Raw genomic sequence first — 18,179 nt, forward strand, 5'->3', positions numbered from 1 at the left:
GCACACCTACCTCGCCGATCGTCACCCGAGTCTTCACGGTTGGAGCCCCGACCGGCGTCGGGCTAGCGCTGGACCGGATCGGTGGAATCGAGCAGGGAGAGCTCGCGACGGGTCGGCATGCCCTCCCAATCCCCCGCGACCAGGCAGGCGAACGCGCCGGTGCGCACGGCCGTGTGTAGGCGGCGGGCGGGCGACTCACCGGCCAGATACTCGGCCAGGTATCCGGCCACAAACGCATCCCCGGCACCCACGGTGTCGACCGGGCGGATGGGCACGGCCTCCACATCGAGGACCTCGCCCTCGATCAGCGCATGGGCACCCTTGTCTCCGCGCTTGATGACGACCTGAGCGGGACCCAGGGCGGCGAGTCCGCGCGCCAGATCGGCGCACTCGCCGGTGCCCACAACCAGCGCGGCCTCATCATCCCCGGCAAACACGATGTCCGCCCGGGTGACCAGCTCGCGCAGAACCTCCCCGGCTTCGGTCGCCGACCACAGCGCCGCACGATAGTTGAGATCCAGGGCCACCGTCACGCCGCGCTCGCGGGCGATATCCACGGCGGCAAACACCGTCTCGCGGGCGCTCGCCGAGAGCGCGGGGGTGATGCCGGTGACGTGGAGCAGTCGGGCGGCGGCGATCCGCTCGGCAGGCACGTCCTCGGGTGTGAGCCGGGAGGCCGCGCTGCCCGCACGGTAGTAGGTGACCCGGGTGTGGTCGCCGGTGCGACGCTCCTTGATCATCAGCCCGGTGGGGGCGTGCGGATCGAGGATCGGCACCACCCGCACCCCCTCGGCGGCGACCTCGCGCAGCACCTTTTCGCCGAGACCGTCGTCGCCCACCCGGCCGATCCAGGTCACGTCGGTCCCGAGCCGGCGCAGCGCGATGGCCACGTTGGTTTCGGCCCCACCGATGCCCAGGGCGAGCTGATGGGCGGTGGCCAGCGGACCCGGCGAATCGGTGCGCATCAGCGCCATCGTCTCGCCGAAGGTCAGCACCTCGGTTGCGCTCACACCCAGATCGTTGCGGGTCATCGAGCGACCTCGACACTCGACGGGTTTTCCGCCACCCGCGCGGCGGCAGGCTCGGCAGTCGAGACGTTTTCGGATGCATGCTCCGCGCCAGCGGAAACGGCGGGGCGGGCTTCCCCGCGGGCGTCGGCCACGTTGTCGACCAGGCGGCGGGCGCGATCGGTCAGCGCGGCCAGGTCGCCGCCGGCGAAGGCATCCCCGAGCAGCGGGCCTCCGAGGCTCACGGCCGAGGCACCGGCACGGATCCAGGCGGCCGCGTCATCCACGCCGATTCCCCCCGAGGGGACCACCCGAATGCCCGGGAACGGCCCGCGCAACTGAGCGATATAGCCGGGTCCGACCGTGCTCGCGGGGAACAGCTTGACCGCGGTGGCTCCGGCATCCCAGGCCGAGAACAGCTCGGTGGGGGTGAGCCCGCCGGGGAACACGGGCACGCGGCGCGCGGTGGCGGCGGCGATGATGTTGAGGTCGGTGATCGGGGTGACCAGATACGCGGCACCGCCATCCAGGGCACGCTTGGCCTGATCACGGGAGGTGATGGTGCCCACCCCGATCTCGGCGCGCTCGCCGAAGTTCTTGATCAGCTCGGGCAGGTGCTCAAACACACCGTCGGTGCTGAGGGTCAGCTCAATCGAGCGCACCCCACCGGCCACCAGGGCCTCGATCACCGGCGCGTATTCGCGCGCGTGACGGGCACGCAGCACGGCCACAATCGGGGTCTCCGTGAGGATCGGAGACAGCGGGGTGCGAGCGGGGGAAACGGTCATTGCGGGGCCCTTTCGGCGACGGTACCGATAATCGGGACGGCATCCCGACTGTGTGGGAAGACCCTAGCAGGCCCGCGCGGATACGCACAACGCCGGGGTATCCGAAGGGGATACCCCGGCGCGGGGTGTGAGATGGGGAGAAATCTAGCGCGGCAGCAGGTCCCCCATCGGGACGAAGCCCCCGTCGAAGGCGCGCGAGGCCGCGCCACCCAGCGGGGCGGTGGGTCGCGTGGCGGAGGAGGAACCGTCGGCACGAGCGGCAGCGGAACCGGGCGCTTCTGATCCGGGCACAGCAGCGCCATCCGCAACGATCTCTCCCGTGACGGGCTCCGCGGCAGCCGGCAAGTCCCGGGACGAACGCGGCGCGGTACCGGCGAGCTTGCCCGCCAGCTCACGCGCGGCGCGAGCGATGCGGCCCGGCAGACCCTCGGCATCGGCCCCCTGCCCACCCCAGTCGGCGGTTGCCGCGAAGACCCCGGTGGGGACCACATCGGCGTGCAGGTAGGCGAAGATCGGACGGATCGCATAGTCGATCGCCAGCGAGTGCCGGGGCGTACCGGCGGTGGCACCGAGGATCACCGGCGTGCCGGTCAGCGCGTCGCGGTCGATCAGGTCCACAAACATCTTGAACAGGCCCGAGTAGCTGGTGCTGAAAATCGGCGTGACCGCGATCACCGCGTCGGCCTCCTCGACCACGCGCAGGGCGTTCGCGAGGGGCGCGGCATGGGTTCCGGTGAGCAGACCGTTCAGCACGTCGGGGGCGATGTGGCGCAGCTCGATGACCTCGATCTCGGCCGCCTCTCCCCCGCGCTCCAGCTCGATTGCGCTCGCGCGGGCGAGGGCATCGGCCAGCTGACGGGTCGAGGAGGGCTCGCTGAGCCCGGCACTAATGACGGCAATGCGACGCGTGGTCATGATCAAACCTCCCGTTCTCGGGGTGCGACGGGTGCGGCGGGCGCGATGAGCGTGCTCAACGGCCCGACTCGGCATCCAGCGAGGCCAGGGTCGCGGCACCCGGTGCGATACCGGTCACCCCGAAACCGGTGTCATAGGTCGGGTCGTTCTGCGGCGCGATCGCCTGGGAGACGGTACCGCTGGCTGCGAGCAGGCTCGCGTGGGTCGGCGCATCGGGAACACCCGGCGCACGCTTGGCGGCGAACTCGCGGCGCAGCACCGGCACAACCTCCTCGCCCAGCAGGTCGAGCTGCTCGAGCACGGTCTTCAGCGGCAGGCCCGCGTGGTCCATCAGGAACAGCTGGCGCTGGTAGTCGCCGTAGAGCTCCTGCTGGGCGGCATAGCGGTCGATGACCTCCTGCGGGGATCCCACGGTCAGCGGGGTCTGCTCGGTGAACTCCTCCATCGAGGGGCCGTGACCGTAGACCGGGGCGTTGTTGAAGTAGGGACGGAACTCGTCCTTGGCCGCCTGCGAGTTCTTGCGCATGAACACCTGACCGCCCACACCCACGATCGCGTGGGCCGCGGGCCCGTGACCGTAGTGCTCATAGCGCTCGCGGTACAGGTTGATCATCTGAGCCGTGTGCTGCTGCGGCCAGAAGATGTTGTTGTGGAAGAATCCGTCGCCGTAGTAGGCGGCCTGCTCGGCGATCTGGGGGCTGCGGATCGAACCGTGCCAGACGAAGGGCGCGATCCCATCCAGCGGACGCGGGGTCGACTGGAAGCCCTGCAGCGGGGTGCGGAACTTTCCCTCCCAGTCCACGAAGTCCTCACGCCACAGGCGGTGCAGCAGCGCGTAGTTCTCGATGGCCAGGGAGATGCCGTCGCGGATGTCCTTGCCAAACCAGGGGTAGACCGGGCCGGTGTTGCCCCGGCCCATCATCAGGTCCACCCGGCCGCCGCTGATGTGCTGGAGCATCGCAAAGTCCTCGGCGATCTTCACCGGGTCGTTGGTGGTGATCAGCGTGGTCGAGGTGCTCAGCAGGATGCGGTTGGTCTGCGCGGCCAGGAACCCGAGCATCGTGGTGGGGCTTGAGGGCACAAACGGCGGGTTGTGGTGCTCACCGGTCGCGAAGACGTCCAGGCCCACCTCCTCGGCCTTGCGGGCGATGGCAAGGATCGCCTGGATCCGCTCATGCTCGGTGGGGGTCTTGCCGGTCGTGGGGTCGGTGGTCACGTCACCGACACTGAAGATTCCAAACTGCATGGTGTGTCCCTCTGCTCTCAATCACCCTAAGTATATCCATTTGAATAGATATATGGGTCAACTGCACCCCTCCCGAGTTTATTCCCCGATCCTTTCGCGGCGGGGTTCCCGGGCTCGCGCGTAGTCCCAGAGTGCGTCCGCGGCGAATCCCGAGGCGGCCAGGCACTCCAGCACCCAGGCGTCTCCGGTGTCCTGTCGCCGCAGCACGGTCTCATTCGAGACCAGCGCGAGGTAGCGCGGCTGGTTGCGCATCAGGTGGGCCGCGGCCACCAGTCCACGCGCCTCCACCGGCAGCTGGGAGAACTCGTCCCGGTCCGATCGAAACACCGCACGCAGATCCGCAGCCCGGCTGCGTGCCCACCCATCGGCGAGCTCGCGATGCAACACCTCCAGGAGGATCGGCTCGGGCTCACGCAGGCTCTCGGGATCCACGGCATCCGGGTCTTCGCGCGGGGCAAGCTCCCACCCTTCGGGCACCAGGGCGAGGGTCAGTCCGGTCCCGGCCAGGGCGCGGTCCACCTCGATTCCGCGCGGTTCAAGATCAAAAAGGTCCTCGGCGCCGAGCGGTCCCGCACCATCCAGCCGTCCGGGAAGCAGCGTGCGGGTCACGGCGAGCGCCATGTCCCGGTGCCGGATCACGAGTGGGAGGAGCACCGGAAGCCGCGGGATGCGTGAGGAGTCCAGGAGCTCATCGGATTTCACCCAGGCCTCCCCGGTCGCCTGTGTCTGCGCCACGGGCATCTTGTAATAGTCGCCGAGGTACACCAGCTCGTTGGCCACGATTCCCTGGGTGGAGACGCGCGCGGCCGGATTTTCATAGCGGTATGGCAGGAGCACCGCGGGGTTCTCCACCGGGGTGAGACCCGAGGGAAGCGGAAGATCTGCCGGGAGCACACGCAGCCCACGCCGCTGCGCGGTGCCGGATTCGGGGACCGCCACGATCGGGTCTACCAGGTGTGCCCCGAGACGCCAGCGCAGCTCATCGAGGGCCGCCTGCGCCTCGCGCACGGGAACAAAACCTCCCTCACCGCCGACCGGGCTGGTGCGTCCCTCCAGGGCGAGCACAAGCATCGGACGGGTGTAGCCCGGTGAATTGGCAAGCCACACGTCACTCTTTTCGATCCCGACGCCGCGAATGCGTGATCGGCGCACAATCCGCGGACCCCAGAGGTTCATGATGACCACGTGTGTCCGGGTCACCCACACGCCCCGCAGGAGCAGGATCAGCGCGACCACTACCGCGACAATGCTCCACCAGCCGGGCACACCGTCGGAGTTCTGAATGCCAATCGCCACGGATATGGGAATCGCGATCACGAGGGGCCGGAAAAAGGATCCCGAGCGGCGAATGCGCACGATCCGCTGCTCAAAGGTGGGCCCACGGTGCGTGCCGGTTGTGCCCTCACTCATACTCGGTCCTTTCGGGTGGAATCGGTGGCCAGCAGGCCCAGGGCCCGACTAATCTCAGTGCGGATGCGCCGGGTATCGCCGCTAAAGCTCGTGAGCATCCACATCCGGATCGGGCCGGTGCGGGTGGTGATTCGGATCGAATCGCCCCAGGGCAGCATGCTGCCCACCCGGTCCACCCGGGTGGCCTCACCGTGGTTGATGATCGTGGGGAAACCAAAGCGCAGCAGTAGCACGGTGCCCCCGCGCACAAAGATCCCGCTGCCCAGGACGGAGAGGGCACAGGCGACCATGCAGAACAGGAAGAAAATACCCAGGGGGTACGAGATAAGAACGTCGCCATCATCATCAAGCACGTTGGGATCCCCCACGATCGCGCTCCAAGCCAGGACGCCCGCCAGCGCGGACAGCGGCAGGGCGAAGAACAGTGACATGAGCCCGGTCCCGCTCACCCGCCGCCAGTGTGAGCCCACCGGCGGCGGGCTCATCAGGTGGGTGGCCGGTGCGGTGTCGACGGCGTGAGTGGCTTCTCGTACGTCCGTGCCGATAACCAGATCATCGAGGGCTCCGGGAAACTCCATCACCCGGGAGGGCAGCCCCAGCGCCGCGGCGAGCGCGCTCAGCGCGGTGTGGGCGCGTCCTCGCCGCACTGCCGCCGTGGGAAAGATCAGCCGCGCATTCGAGACGCCCAGCCCCAGGTTGAGCGAGCGCACCCGATCCCGCGGGGAGCCCCAGGCCAGCACCCGCCAGGCCGAGTGCGCCGTGGTCGAGACACGGACGATATCCGCCTTGGCGAACCGCTGGGTGGAGAACCATGAGCGCACCAGGATCAGGTCGCCGGCATCCCACACCCCGACAAACGGGGCGCGCAGGATGAGCGGCGCAAACACCGGGACGAGCGCGAACAGCCCACCCTGAACCGTGTCAAGAATCGTCTCGGGATCCTCATAGTCAATGGCCATCAGGCAGAAAATTCCCACAAAAAACAGATACGTCACCAGCAGACCCAGCCGCGCCGGCGCACCGGTCCCCGGGATTCGACGCCCCAGCCAGGCGACCCCGCGCGGCGTGCGCGCGATGCTCGGCGGTGCGGACAGATTGTCAACCACGTGTTCTAGTCCTCCTGATGTTCCACGACCGTGCGCGGGATGGGTGAAAGATGGGGGCGGGACATCGCCACAGGCACGGCCTCGGCACCGAGTGTGGCCACATAGTCCCAGAGGGTGGGGGCCGCATAGCCGTCGTCGATCAGGGTGTTGAGCATCCAGTCCTCATCACGCTCCCGTTCGATGATCGCGGTATCGGCATCAACGATCGCCAGGCGAAAGCGGTCCAGGTCGTCACGCTCGGCCAGCAGGAACGTGGCGGCAATCAGGCCCTGTTCGGCCTGCGGGATCGGGCGCAGCAATGCGCTGGTTGCCTCGATCGCCTTCGCCTCGACCTCATCCCAGATCGGGCTGAGCCCGTCGATCCGAGACAGCCGCTCCGCGTGCAGCTCGGCGATCAGCGTCTCCGGCGACGGGGAGGTCGGAATCCGCACGGACCCCTGGGTGTCCGCCGGGCACAGCACCCAGCCCGAGGGAACAACCCTCAGGCCGAGACCGCGGCTGGCCAGTGCCCGCTCCACCACGGTCAGGCTGGGCTCGTATTCGAGAATCTCCGTGGCGCTCGCCACACCGACCGCATCAAAATACCCGGGCAGCAGCGTTCGGACCACGGCGAGCGCGAGGTCTCGGTGCTGGATGATGAGCGGACGCACCCGCGGAAGGTGGGCAATCCGCTGCGTCTGAACCCCCGCTTGCGGATCCGTCCAGGCGGATGAAGACAACTCGACGTGCAGTGGGATAAGCGCGCGGGCGGTGTCGACATCCACGGGCAGCACCGGGGGATCCTGTTCTCGCCCGTCCTGGGCGGGCGGTTCCGAGAGCGAGGCGGGGCTCAGGAGTACCGGTTTTCCGGCACCATCGCGTCCAAATACCGGGTCGCCCAGGTTGTCGGTCAGTCGCCAGACCAGCTCCTGAAAGGCGTCGAGCACCGAGTCTTCCTCCACGAAGGCCGCTTCGACCCGCACCGGTCGCCGGCGTCCCACGATCTCAAAGCCGAGGAAGGTCCGCTCCTGGGCGAATCGAGACACCCAGATCACCCGCGTATCCACGTACACCCGGCGAATGTGCGAACGCCTAAACACCAAGACGCCCCAGATGTTCACCAGCACCACGTGAGAGCGGGTGATCCAGACCCCGCGAGCGAGCACCCACACTCCCGCGAGCACGCAGAGAATGGCCGCCCAGTCGGGCAGGAACCAGGTTCCCCGCGGGACAACCACGAAGCTGATGATCAGCCCAAGCAGGGCCAGGGTGAGGAGAATTCGATAGAGGGCACCGGTGCCCTGGATGCGCACAACATGGGGAACGTAGCCGGGACCGCGCGGCGGCGCTGCGACGGGGCTCATGCGGATACTCCATCCGGGTGAGTGCCGGGAGATGCGTGGGTGCCCGGAGCCACGTTGGGGCCGGAAGGCTGTTCGGTGCCGAGAGACCGTTCGGTACCGGAAGACGGTTCGGTGACGGGAGTCGCGGTGAAGTCGGCCCGGGTGCCCGCGCCTGGGTCGGTGCTGAGTGGGAGGCCAAGCGCCGCGCTCACCTCGTCCCGAATCCGCGCCGAGTGCGCGGGAAAGTGCGCGTGCCGCAGCAGGGTGATCGTGCGACCCGACCGGGTGATGGACAGGGTCTGTCCCCAGGGCAAATCAGAAGGTGCGATATCCACCCGGGTCGCCTCGCCAAAGCGAATGAGCGTGGGGAACCCCAGCCGGATCATCAGCACGGTGTCACTGCGGACGAAGAGCCCGGTGGTGAAAAAGCGCACCACCAGGAAGATCGCGGGGGCAAACCACAACCAGGCAACGAAGAGTGTGGCACCGGCCGATCCCTCCCTCGTTCCGATATCGGAAAGCGTCCCCCAGCCCAGCAGAAACAGAAGTCCGGCCAGCGGCAGGGTTTGCAGCCCCGAGAGCGTGCCGGTTCCGCGCACCCGATGCCAGCGCGCGGGACCTGCCGGACGGGGACGAACGAGCCTGCTCTCCTCGGCCCGAGGCCCATCCAGAACTCCGCGCACGTTTTGTGCCACCGCACGCTCGCGCACCGGATCGGGAAAACTGGCGATCAGCGGCGGCAGATCACACGCTTCGGCAAGGAAGAGGAGTGCCTCGGGGATGCGACCACCGAACAGGACGGTCCCCGCCATCGGCCGCGTGTTCTGCGCCGTCCCCAACCCAAATTCCAGCGCGGCCAGCCGCACGGAGGGCCCGCCGATCACCGACACCCGGGTGATATCGATCCGGGCGAAGCGTCGGGTAAGCCACCAGGAGCGCACCAGGACCGCGTCGTCACGAACCCAGACACCGCCGATCAGCGCGCGCAGCACAAGGAGCAGCATCGCCACCCACACGACACCGATCCCGTGGGTGCCGAGGAAGGCCGCCGGATTTCCGGCATCCTCGGAGAAGAACCAGAGCAGCGCGCTCGCCCCGGTCAACAGGACACACAGACAGGCAAGAAACAGTCGGGCGGGATTTCCGGTTCCGGGAACGCGAACGCCGAGCCCCAGAGGACCGTGCGGATACTCCATCGTGGGTCGCCGATTCGAGGCTGCCTGCTGCTGCATGCTCCGGTCCCCCACGATTCAGTCCACCATTTCCATCCACGCCCGTGCGCGGGATAGCTGAATTTTGGCGGGAAGTGCGCCACGTCCGCAACCGAAACGCCCGGGTTTTTATGACGTTCGATATGTGGGCGTGTAAGGATGACGGTATGAGCGGCACACCCGAGGAGCAGAAGCGGCTGCGCGACATCGTCACGATGCGTCGGGTGCGCGACCGGATCGACCGCGAGCACGCCCAACCACTCAACGTCGAGGAGCTTGCCCGCGGCGAGCACATGTCCGCCGGACACCTCAGCCGGGAGTTTCGCCGGGTGTACGGGGAATCGCCGTATTCGTACCTGATGACCCGGCGGATCGAGCGGGCGATGACCCTGCTGCGCCGCGGAGACCAAAGCGTCACCGAGGTGTGTTTTGCCGTGGGATTTACGTCGCTCGGGACCTTCAGCACCCGCTTCACCGAGCTGGTCGGAGTGGCTCCCAGCGTGTATCGCCGCGACCAGTCGCAGGCGGCCGCGGGCATCCCCCACTGCCTGGCCAAGCAGATCACCAGACCGGTCAGGAATCAAGAAGCGCGTGACGACAACGCCTAACTAGCATGGCGTTATGACCCTCACCATTCAGAACGCATTCCTGCCCCACACCGACGGCGAAGCCGCCCTCGGCTTCTACCGCGACCTCCTCGGTTTCGAGGTGCGTCAGGACGTCGGCTACAACGATCTGCGCTGGATCACCGTCGGACCGGTAGACCAGCCCGGCACCTCGATCGTGCTGCACCCGCCCGTGGCCGACCCCGGCGTCACCGAGGAGGAACGCCGCGTAGTGCTCGAACTCATCGCCAAGGGTGTGTATACCGCGATCACCCTGTCCAGCGATGATCTCGACGCCCTGTTCGAGCGCCTGGCCGCCGCCGGGGCCGACGTCATTCAGGAGCCCACTGATCAGCCCTACGGGGTGCGGGATGCGGCGTTCCGTGACCCCGCCGGCAACCTCATCCGCATCAACCAGGCCTAACCGCGCGACCCGGCACAGCGCCCACCCGGGCAGACCCGGCCCGTTATCTCATCCGCATCAACCAGGCCTAGCCCCACCCATAAAAGCAGCCCGTTCCGAGGAATCGGAACGGGCTGCTGTGCTGTGACGACGCCCCGCGCTAGGCGGCGGATGCGGGAACCTTCGTGGGCTCCTCGGTGAAGTCATCGATCGACTGGCCGCGACGATCATGTAGCTGGAAGGCCGCGATGGCCGCGATCACAAACGCGGTGGCCAGCACGATAAACACCGTGGGCAGACCCGCGGTCTTGGCGAGGGTCGGGACGATCAGCGGGGCGATGATCGAGGCGATCCGTCCGAAGCCCGCGGCCCAGCCCGCCCCGGTTCCGCGCAGCTTGGTCGGGTACAGCTCCGGGGTGATCGCATACAGCGCGCCCCAGGCACCGAGGTTGAAGAAGGACAGCAGCATCCCGGCGGCGATGATCTGCCATTCGACCGTGGCCAGCCCGAACAGGGTGGCCGCCACGGCGGACCCGATCAGGAAGATCGCCAGCGTGCGGTTGCGACCCCACTTCTCCACCAGATAGGCCGAGACGGCGTAGCCGGGCAGCTGGGCGAGGGTGATGATCAGCGTGTAAGTGAAGGACTGAATCAGCGAGAAGCCGGAGTTCACCAGCAGCGTGGGGATCCAGACGAAGGCTCCATAGTAGGAGAAGTTCACGCAGAACCAGACGGTCCAGAGGGCGATGGTCTGCCCACGGCGAACCGGGGCAAACAGCGCGGCAAGGCGTTCCCGGGCGGGGACGGGAGGCTCCACGGTCGCGGTTTCGGCCGCGGCATCGGTATCGGATACGGCCGGCAGCGTGCTCAGGTGCGGGGCATCGATCCCCGCCGAGCGCTCGAACCGGCGCACGGTGTTCTCGGCCTGCAGGTTCCTGCCGCGTGACTGCAGGAAGCGCACCGATTCGGGCATTCCGAAGCGGATCACGGCCGCATAGATTGCCGGAACGGCGCCGATGAGCAGCGCCCAGCGCCAGCCGTCATCCCCGGCCTTGACCACGAAGTAGCCGATCACCGCGGCGGCGATCCATCCCACCGCCCAGAAGGCCTCCAACAGCACGATGATGCGGCCGCGAATGCGCGGCGGCGCAAACTCACTCACCAGGGTCGAGGCCACCGGCAGCTCGGCGCCGAGGCCGAGACCCACCAGGAAGCGCAGCGCGATCAGCGCGCCCACCGACCACACCAGTGCCGAGGCACCGGTAGCCAGGCCGAAAATCAGCAGGGTGATCGCGAAGACCTGGCGTCGACCGAACCGGTCGGCCAGCAACCCACCCACGCTAGCCCCGATCGCCATGCCCAGGAAGCCCACCGAGGCGATGATCCCCTGCTCACCGGATTCCAGCTTCCACTGCTGGGTGAGCGCGACGATCACAAACGAGAACAGTCCCACATCCATCGCGTCCAGAGCCCAGCCCACTCCCGATCCATACAGGAGCTTGCGGTGTTCACGGGTAAAGGGGAGCGCGTCGAGGCGGTCTAATCGAGTCATGGAGGCCATTTTGCTCGCATTTGACCCCGTGATTTCGCGGTTTTTGCCCGCAAAAACGGCCCCGTACCGAGTTAGTGTCACTCGGACCACAACGGGGCCGTTCCTTACATATCCCGCGAATTGCGGGCGATCACGCCGGGCGGGTGGGGACTTAGTGTCACCCCCAACCCAGTTAAAGTCATCTCAACAATAACTCGCGCCCATGCTCGCCTCGGCGTGTCGCGCGGGGTGTGCGCTAGCGATCCAGCAGACGATCCGCCAGCAGTTCGAGCGTGCGGATCCGCGCGGGGGCGCTCTCGAGGTCGGTGGCCGAGTCCTCGGCGGTGGCCGGGGCGATCATGACCTCGTCCACGCCGAAGCGGTCGGCGAGGGCCTGGATGCGGGACGCCACGGTGTCGGCGTCGCCGATGATCCAGTTCTGACGCATGCCCTCGACCACGCTCTGCTCGATCGGGTCGAGCTCCACGGCGATGGCTTCGTCACGGGTGAGTCCCTTGGTCATGGGCTTATTGGTGCGCATGCGCGCCATCATGATCATCTGCGACAGCGCACGCTCCTCCGCCTCCTGGGCGGTATCGGCGGCCACTGCGGTCACGGTCATGAAGGTGCGCGGTGCCTCCTCGGCACCGGGACGGAACTCGCTGCGGTACACCTGCATCGCCTGGTCCGGGACGGTTCCCCCGAAGTGGTTGGCAAATACGTAGGGCAGGCCCTGGGCGGCGGCGAGGCGCGCGGAGTAGTCGGAGGATCCGAGCAGCCACAGGTCCGGGCTGCTGGCGGCATCCGGGGTCGAGCGCAGACCGTACTCGCGGCCGCTGGAGAGGGATACCTCGATACCGTCGCGCTCGAGCAGGCCCTGGATCTCCTGGATCGAACGCGGGAACGTGTTCACATCGCTGGTTGCACCCGAGCGGTTGAGCACGGCGGTGACCACCGGGTCGCTGCCCGGGGCTCGGCCGATGCCCAGGTCGATCCGGTTCGGATAGGCGGCCTCCAGCAGCGCAAACTGCTCGGCCACCACGAGCGGTGCATGGTTGGGCAGCATTACGCCGCCCGAGCCGACTCGGATGCGCTCGGTCTGCGCGGCGATCAGGCCGATCAGCACCGGCGGGTTGGTGGATGCCACCGAGGGCATGTTGTGGTGTTCGGCCAGCCAGTAGCGGGTAAAGCCCGCGGCGTCGGCCCAGCGGGCTACCGATCCCGCGGCTCGAAGCGCCTGAGAGGTGGTCTGTCCCGTGCGTACCGCCACCAGATCCAGAATTGAAAGTTTCACTGCCGTCCCTTCGTATGTGCGCGACCCTCGCGAACCACACCCTCGGTATAAGCCACATCGATCGCACGGAATTCCCCGCCGCCGAAAGTGGTCGTGATATCCACCGTGACACGCCACCGCGGTGTGTCCGGGCCGCGGACTAGGCTTACCCCATGCCCGCGGATCCACAGACCTCTCCCATCCCCCTGCCCACCGAGACCGGTCAGGATCCGCTGCCGCACACCCCCGGCTCGCCCAACGACCCCCACGAGGATGCCCCACATAAGCACCGCGGCATCTTCCTGGACCTGGAACCGCTGCGCTTCAGCCCGGCATTCGCCCGACTCTGGGCGGGCTCGGCGATCACCGCCATCGGCGGCCAACTGACCATCGTCGCCGTGGGCCTGCACATCTTCGACCTGACCCACGACACCTTCGCCGTCGCCCTGGTGGGTGTGGTTGCGCTGGTTCCGATGATCATCTTTGGGCTCTACGGCGGGATGCTCGCCGACGCGGTGGACCGTCGTAAACTCGCGCTGGCCGCCGCCTCGGTGACCTGGGTGTCCACGGCAATCATCGCGATTCTCGCCTGGACCGGCTCGACCACCGTATGGCCGCTGTACGTCCTGACCACCCTCAACGCGGTCTCCTCGACCGTGGTGGGCACCTCGCGGGCGGCGATCCTCCCCCGCATCCTGCCCGCGCGACTACTGCCCGCGGCCTCCGCGCTCGGCGGCATCTCGATGGGGGCCGCGGTGACCGTGGGCCCGATGCTCGCCGGTGTGCTGGTCGCGACCGTCGGCGTTCCGTGGACCTACACGCTGGACCTGGTGCTGTTCCTCGCCGCGTTCTGGGGCATCGCCTCGCTTCCGGCGATCGTGCCCGATGGGGCCTCGCGCCGGCTGCCGGGGCTGTCGAGCCTGGTGGACGGATGGAACTTCCTGCGTACGGCCCCCAACGTGCGCGCCTCGTTTGTGATCGACATCATCGCGATGACCTTCGGCCAGCCGCGCGTGATCTTCCCCGCGGTGGGCGCGTTCCTGCTGGGTGGCGGACCGATCACCGTGGGTGTGCTGACCGCGGCGTCCGCGGTGGGGACGCTGATCAGCAGCGTGTTCTCGGGACCGCTGGGACGCGTTCGCTATCAGGGGCGCGCGATCGCCTGGGCCGTGGCCGCCTACGGTGCCTGCATCGGCCTGTTTGGGCTGGTGCTCGGTGTGGTGACCTGGACCGGCAACGCGCGCGTGGGCGACCTGTTCGCGGACGCCTACATCCCGGGGCTGGTGCTGGCCGCGCTGGCGCTGGCCGGATCCGGTGCCGCCGACAACGTCTCGGCGATCTTCCGCAGCACCCTGCTCCAGTCGGCGGTGCCCGACGGGGTCCGGGGACGACTCCAGGGCCTGTTCACCGTGGTGGTGACCGGCGGTCCGCGCCTCGGCGACCTCTACATGGGCATCATGGCCTCGCTCCTGCTGGCCTGGGCCCCGCCACTGGTGGGCGGCGTGGTCATCATCGCGCTGGTCTACGTGCTGGTGGCCACCCAGCGGAGCTTCCGTCACTACGACGCGCTTCACCCCGTCCCCTAGCGTCTTTTATATAACGGGTGAAAGAATTGGGACATGACTACGGAAAGCATGCTCCCGTTGAACCAGCGGATCACCGCACCCACCCAGCTCTCGCTGCCCACCGGCTTCGAGGGCGTCACCTGGCGTCCGGCCACCAGTGCCGACCTGCCCGCGATTCTGGAACTCGATCGCGCCGTGGAGGCCGTGGACGATCCGCGCCACGTCACCACGCTGGAAGCCCTCACCGTGGACTTTGCCGCGTCGGGTTTTGATCCCGAACACGATTCCCTACTCGCCGAAACCGCCGACGGCACCGTGATCGCCTACGGTACCTCCCACGCCGAACCCGAGGCCAGCAGCGTAGTCAAGGCGCATATCCCGGGATCCGTGCATCCCGAACACCGCGGCCGCGGGCTCGGTACCGCGCTGCTCGACTGGCAGGAGGCTCGCGCCGCTCAGCACCTGGCGGCCTCCGAGCTGAGCGTGCCCGGATGGTTCTCCACCGGGGCGTCCGAACACGCGACGAGCCCGCGCGGTTTCCTCACCTCTCGCGGGTACGGGGAACGGCGCTGGTGGATGGAGCTCACCCGGGATCTGAGCGCGCCTATCCCCGAGCTTCCGCTGCACGCGGATGTTCGGCTGGAACCGCTGACCGAGGAGCTGTCCGAAGCCACCCGACAGGCCTTCAACGATTCGTTCCGCGACCACTGGGGATCCCAGCCGACCAACCGGGAAGATTGGGAGAAGTACGGCGCGGTCTCGACCCTGCGCGGGGACCTGTCGGCTCTCGCGGTCACCCCCGAGAACGAGGTGGCCGCGCTGGTCATCGTCTCGGTGGATCCCGCCCAGTGGGAGGCCGCCGGGTACACCTACGGCTACATCGACCTGGTGGCGACCCGACGCGACTGGCGAGGCAAGGGCCTGGCCAGGTCGCTGCTGGCTCAGGTGCTGCGCAACCTGAAGGCCGAGGGCCTCGAACGAGCCGCCCTGGATGTGGATTCGGAGAGCCCCACCGGCGCCCTGCGCCTCTACCAGTCGGTCGGATTCGCCCCCGAGGCAAAATCGGTTTCGCTGGTGCGCGAGTTCTAGATCGAATCAGAAGGCGGCCCGGGTTCACTAAGAACCCGGGCCGCCGTGCTCTCCCCTCCCCATCGAGCACCACACACAAAACGAGCCCCGCCCGAAGGCGAGGCTCGTTTTGAAGGTGAAAACCCTATTCGCTCATGATCGCGTGCAGCGGGTAACCCGCCAGACGCTCCCGACCGGTCATATCGGCCAGTTCCAGCACCAGACCAAACCCGGCAACCACGTAGCCGGCGCGCTCAATCAGGCGGCCGGACGCGTGGCAGGAGCCACCGGTTGCGAGCACATCATCGAGGATGAGTACCCGGCTGCCCTCGGGCAGCTGCCCGGGGCGCAGTTCAAGCGACGCGGTGCCGTACTCCAGCTGGTAATCCTCACGGATCACCTCACCGGGCAGCTTGCCGGCCTTACGCACCGCGATTAGCGGGGTGTTGGTGGCGTAGGCAAGCGCCGAGGACAGCAGGAATCCGCGGGCTTCCACACCGGCTACCGCATCGAACTGGCCGGCAAAGTGCTCGGCAAACTCGTCGATGACCGCGCGGAACGCGTCCGCGTGGCTGAAGACCGGGGTGAGGTCACGAAACAGGATACCCGGCTTGGGAAAGTCGGGAATGGTGACGCTGTGGGCGAGCACCAGATCGGCGGCGGTCAAGGTGCTTACTTCACACCCAGCAGGTCGATCACGAAGATCAGGGTCTGGCCCGAGAGCTGGTGACCCGAACCGGCGGGGCCGTAGGCCAGGTGCGGCGGCACGGTCAGCTGGCGGCGTCCGCCAACCTTCATGCCGGGGATACCTTCCTGCCAACCCGCGATGAGGTTACGCAGGGGGAAGTTGATGGACTGTCCACGGTTCCAGGAGGAGTCGAACTCCTCGCCGGAGTCGAACGAGACGCCGAGGTAGTGAACGTCAACGGTCGAGGAGGCCTGAGCCTCATCGCCGGTGCCGACCTCGAGGTCAACGATCTGCAGTTCGGTGGGCGCGGGACCGACGGGAGCGTCGATTTCAGGCTTGGTGTTGTTGGTCATGGGTTAATCAAACCGCGTCCGGCCCGGATTTCAAAACCCGAACCGGACGCGGCACATGAACTTAAGCGGTCGGCGAAATGATCGGGATCGCGCTGGTGATCGCCTCCATACCCGACAGACGCGCCGGAGCGATCTGCTTGGTGACCTCTTCGCGAGTCATCAGGCCCGCCTCAACCACCAGGTCGGCGACGTTGCGACCGGTCAGCAGCGCGGTCTTGGCCAGCGCCGCGGCGGCGGCATAACCGATGAACGGGGTCAGTGCGGTGACCACACCCACCGAGGTTCCCACCATGGTTTCCAGGCGCTCCTCGTTGGCGGTGATGCCGTCGATGCAGTTGATCCGCAGGGTGTTGCAGGCCTGCGCCATCCAGGTGATCGACTGCAGCAGCGAGTGCGCGATGACCGGCTCAAACGCGTTGAGCTGCAGCTGGCCGCCCTCCACCGCCATGGTGACGGTCATATCCGCGCCGACCACCGAGAACGCGACCTGGTTGACCACCTCGGGGATGACGGGGTTGACCTTGCCCGGCATGATCGAGGAGCCCGCCTGCCGCGCGGGCAGGTTGATCTCCCCGAGACCCGCCTGCGGACCCGAGGAGAGCAGACGCAGGTCGTTGCAGATCTTGGAGAGCTTCACGGCCGAACGCTTGAGCGTGCCCGAGAAGGACATGAATCCGCCCACATCCGAGGTGGACTCGACCAGGTCCGGGGCGGTGGAGAGCCCCAGGTCGGTAATCTCGTTGAGGTGACGCACCACCACGCCGGCATAGCGCGGATCCGCGGTGATGCCGGTGCCGATCGCGGTGGCCCCGAGGTTGATCTCGGCCAGCAGCGGCAGGGTTTCGCGCAGGCGGTCGTAGTCCTCGCCGAGGGTCGTGGCGAACCCATGGAATTCCTGGCCCAGGGTCATCGGCACGGCGTCCTGCAGCTGGGTACGTCCCACCTTGAGCACGTGGTTGAACTCGCTCCCCTTGGCGGTGAAGGATGCACGCAGCGCCTTGAGCTCGGTCAGCAGGGTCTGCAGCGAGAAGGCCAGCGCGATCTTGATCGAGGTCGGGTAGACGTCGTTGGTGGACTGGCTGCGGTTGGTGTGGTCGATCGGCGAGAGGTAGGCGTAGTCGCCCTTCTCCCGGCCGGCCAGTTCGAGCGCGATGTTGGTGATGACCTCGTTCGCGTTCATGTTGGTGGAGGTGCCGGCACCGCCCTGGATCACGCCCACGCAGAACTGGTCGTGGTACTCGCCATCGAGCACCTTCTGGCACGCACGTACGATCAGGTCACCCTTCTCGGCCGAGAGCGTGCCCAGCTCCACGTTGGCCCGGGCCGCCGCCTGCTTAACCGCCGCGAGACCGTTGACCAGGTCCGGATACACCGAGATGGGTCGCTTGGTGATCGCGAAGTTTTCCAGGGCCCGCGCGGTGTGAACGCCCCAGTAGGCGTCGACCGGGATCTCGACCGAACCGAGGGAATCGGTTTCGGTGCGGGTGGCGTTGGTGGTGGTCATGTTATTCCTTGCTCCATATCTGCGGGATACCGCGCGATAGTCACTGTGGCGTCGTTGCCCTCCGGTGTGGGAGAGGGTGATGGCTCAAGCCTAGCCCGCGAAAACACCGGCTCGCCCGACCCGACGCGGAAAGCTCCTGAACCCCCAGACAATATTCCGTTAAACACACACGGCGAGGAAACAA

17 protein-coding genes are annotated in these 18,179 nt (G+C 67.4%); 4 read left to right on the plus strand and 13 right to left on the minus strand.

All coding sequences use genetic code 11. The annotated features are described in order from the left end of the window. Window positions 1-62: 62 nt before the first annotated feature. From C7C57_RS11010 to C7C57_RS11045, 8 genes are all read right to left on the minus strand, one after another. A complete protein-coding gene (locus C7C57_RS11010; protein WP_187976455.1) occupies window positions 63-1,031 on the minus strand; it encodes a sugar kinase in 969 nt (322 codons plus the stop codon). Further along, window positions 1,028-1,795 carry a bifunctional 4-hydroxy-2-oxoglutarate aldolase/2-dehydro-3-deoxy-phosphogluconate aldolase gene (locus C7C57_RS11015; RefSeq protein ID WP_187976456.1) on the minus strand — a complete coding sequence of 256 codons (768 nt, stop codon included), beginning with the start codon at window positions 1,793-1,795 and terminating at the stop codon, window positions 1,028-1,030. The genes C7C57_RS11010 and C7C57_RS11015 overlap by 4 nt, the downstream gene beginning before the upstream one ends. Before the next feature lie 144 nt (window positions 1,796-1,939). Then, complete coding sequence (locus C7C57_RS11020; RefSeq protein ID WP_187976457.1) at window positions 1,940-2,710, minus strand: CE1759 family FMN reductase; 771 nt, start codon at window positions 2,708-2,710, stop codon at window positions 1,940-1,942. Between the two features lie 55 nt (window positions 2,711-2,765). Then, entirely contained in the window at window positions 2,766-3,956 is a 1,191-nt protein-coding gene (locus C7C57_RS11025) for an LLM class flavin-dependent oxidoreductase (protein ID WP_081863773.1), read from the minus strand. Between the two features lie 78 nt (window positions 3,957-4,034). Beyond that, entirely contained in the window at window positions 4,035-5,366 is a 1,332-nt protein-coding gene (locus C7C57_RS11030; protein ID WP_187976458.1) for a hypothetical protein, read from the minus strand. After that, window positions 5,363-6,472 carry a hypothetical protein gene (locus C7C57_RS11035; RefSeq protein WP_187976459.1) on the minus strand — a complete coding sequence of 370 codons (1,110 nt, stop codon included), beginning with the start codon at window positions 6,470-6,472 and terminating at the stop codon, window positions 5,363-5,365. The genes C7C57_RS11030 and C7C57_RS11035 overlap by 4 nt, the downstream gene beginning before the upstream one ends. 5 nt (window positions 6,473-6,477) lie before the next feature. After that, the gene (locus tag C7C57_RS11040) at window positions 6,478-7,815 is read right to left on the minus strand and encodes a hypothetical protein (RefSeq protein ID WP_187976460.1); all 1,338 of its coding nucleotides are present in this window, start codon (window positions 7,813-7,815) and stop codon (window positions 6,478-6,480) included. After that, window positions 7,812-9,026, minus strand: a complete 1,215-nt coding sequence (locus tag C7C57_RS11045; RefSeq protein ID WP_187976461.1) for a hypothetical protein — start codon at window positions 9,024-9,026, stop codon at window positions 7,812-7,814. The genes C7C57_RS11040 and C7C57_RS11045 overlap by 4 nt, the downstream gene beginning before the upstream one ends. A gap of 146 nt (window positions 9,027-9,172) precedes the next feature. On the opposite strand from C7C57_RS11045, the gene C7C57_RS11050 reads away from it, so the two are divergent. After that, a complete protein-coding gene (locus tag C7C57_RS11050) occupies window positions 9,173-9,613 on the plus strand; it encodes a helix-turn-helix transcriptional regulator (protein WP_187976462.1) in 441 nt (146 codons plus the stop codon). Window positions 9,614-9,626: 13 nt separating this feature from the next. Next, window positions 9,627-10,034: a VOC family protein gene (locus C7C57_RS11055; protein ID WP_030142997.1), complete on the plus strand. Its 408-nt coding sequence runs from the start codon at window positions 9,627-9,629 to the stop codon at window positions 10,032-10,034. 139 nt (window positions 10,035-10,173) lie between these two features. Here the strand turns inward: C7C57_RS11055 and C7C57_RS11060 are convergent, their stop codons facing one another. Together C7C57_RS11060 and C7C57_RS11065 are read right to left on the minus strand one after the other, a co-directional pair. Next, window positions 10,174-11,565: an MFS transporter gene (locus C7C57_RS11060; protein WP_255505662.1), complete on the minus strand. Its 1,392-nt coding sequence runs from the start codon at window positions 11,563-11,565 to the stop codon at window positions 10,174-10,176. Window positions 11,566-11,800: 235 nt separating this feature from the next. After that, window positions 11,801-12,838 carry an LLM class flavin-dependent oxidoreductase gene (locus C7C57_RS11065; RefSeq protein ID WP_030142995.1) on the minus strand — a complete coding sequence of 346 codons (1,038 nt, stop codon included), beginning with the start codon at window positions 12,836-12,838 and terminating at the stop codon, window positions 11,801-11,803. 152 nt (window positions 12,839-12,990) lie between these two features. Here C7C57_RS11065 and C7C57_RS11070 point away from each other — a divergent pair, with 152 nt between their 5' ends. Continuing rightward, on the plus strand, window positions 12,991-14,403 hold the full coding sequence (locus C7C57_RS11070; protein WP_187976464.1) for an MFS transporter: 1,413 nt from the start codon (window positions 12,991-12,993) through the stop codon (window positions 14,401-14,403). 33 nt (window positions 14,404-14,436) lie between these two features. Then, window positions 14,437-15,471, plus strand: a complete 1,035-nt coding sequence (locus tag C7C57_RS11075; protein ID WP_187976465.1) for a GNAT family N-acetyltransferase — start codon at window positions 14,437-14,439, stop codon at window positions 15,469-15,471. Window positions 15,472-15,595: 124 nt separating this feature from the next. Here C7C57_RS11075 and C7C57_RS11080 read toward each other — a convergent pair whose 3' ends face one another. From C7C57_RS11080 to C7C57_RS11090, 3 genes are all read right to left on the minus strand, one after another. Then, window positions 15,596-16,117, minus strand: a complete 522-nt coding sequence (locus C7C57_RS11080) for an adenine phosphoribosyltransferase (protein ID WP_121688300.1) — start codon at window positions 16,115-16,117, stop codon at window positions 15,596-15,598. 5 nt (window positions 16,118-16,122) lie between these two features. Further along, window positions 16,123-16,491, minus strand: coding sequence for an FKBP-type peptidyl-prolyl cis-trans isomerase (locus tag C7C57_RS11085; RefSeq protein ID WP_187976466.1), 369 nt, complete (start codon window positions 16,489-16,491; stop codon window positions 16,123-16,125). Window positions 16,492-16,552: 61 nt separating this feature from the next. Continuing rightward, entirely contained in the window at window positions 16,553-17,995 is a 1,443-nt protein-coding gene (locus tag C7C57_RS11090) for an aspartate ammonia-lyase (RefSeq protein ID WP_187976467.1), read from the minus strand. Window positions 17,996-18,179: the final 184 nt, after the last annotated feature.

The sequence above is a fragment of the Mycetocola sp. JXN-3 genome (genome assembly GCF_014522285.1).
Taxonomy (GTDB): Bacteria; Actinomycetota; Actinomycetes; order Actinomycetales; family Microbacteriaceae; genus Mycetocola; species Mycetocola saprophilus.

What these genes read in the sequence shown, in the direction of transcription:
- C7C57_RS11075 (WP_187976465.1), top strand. Translation starts at nt 14,437, where the DNA reads ATGACTACGGAAAGCATGCTCCCGTTGAACCAGCGGATCACCGCACCC.
- C7C57_RS11020 (WP_187976457.1), bottom strand. Translation starts at nt 2,710, where the DNA reads ATGACCACGCGTCGCATTGCCGTCATTAGTGCCGGGCTCAGCGAGCCC.
- C7C57_RS11025 (WP_081863773.1), bottom strand. Translation starts at nt 3,956, where the DNA reads ATGCAGTTTGGAATCTTCAGTGTCGGTGACGTGACCACCGACCCCACG.
- C7C57_RS11045 (WP_187976461.1), bottom strand. Translation starts at nt 9,026, where the DNA reads ATGCAGCAGCAGGCAGCCTCGAATCGGCGACCCACGATGGAGTATCCG.
- C7C57_RS11060 (WP_255505662.1), bottom strand. Translation starts at nt 11,565, where the DNA reads ATGACTCGATTAGACCGCCTCGACGCGCTCCCCTTTACCCGTGAACAC.
- C7C57_RS11030 (WP_187976458.1), bottom strand. Translation starts at nt 5,366, where the DNA reads ATGAGTGAGGGCACAACCGGCACGCACCGTGGGCCCACCTTTGAGCAG.
- C7C57_RS11090 (WP_187976467.1), bottom strand. Translation starts at nt 17,995, where the DNA reads ATGACCACCACCAACGCCACCCGCACCGAAACCGATTCCCTCGGTTCG.
- C7C57_RS11085 (WP_187976466.1), bottom strand. Translation starts at nt 16,491, where the DNA reads ATGACCAACAACACCAAGCCTGAAATCGACGCTCCCGTCGGTCCCGCG.
- C7C57_RS11040 (WP_187976460.1), bottom strand. Translation starts at nt 7,815, where the DNA reads ATGAGCCCCGTCGCAGCGCCGCCGCGCGGTCCCGGCTACGTTCCCCAT.
- C7C57_RS11050 (WP_187976462.1), top strand. Translation starts at nt 9,173, where the DNA reads ATGAGCGGCACACCCGAGGAGCAGAAGCGGCTGCGCGACATCGTCACG.
- C7C57_RS11055 (WP_030142997.1), top strand. Translation starts at nt 9,627, where the DNA reads ATGACCCTCACCATTCAGAACGCATTCCTGCCCCACACCGACGGCGAA.
- C7C57_RS11070 (WP_187976464.1), top strand. Translation starts at nt 12,991, where the DNA reads ATGCCCGCGGATCCACAGACCTCTCCCATCCCCCTGCCCACCGAGACC.
- C7C57_RS11015 (WP_187976456.1), bottom strand. Translation starts at nt 1,795, where the DNA reads ATGACCGTTTCCCCCGCTCGCACCCCGCTGTCTCCGATCCTCACGGAG.
- C7C57_RS11010 (WP_187976455.1), bottom strand. Translation starts at nt 1,031, where the DNA reads ATGACCCGCAACGATCTGGGTGTGAGCGCAACCGAGGTGCTGACCTTC.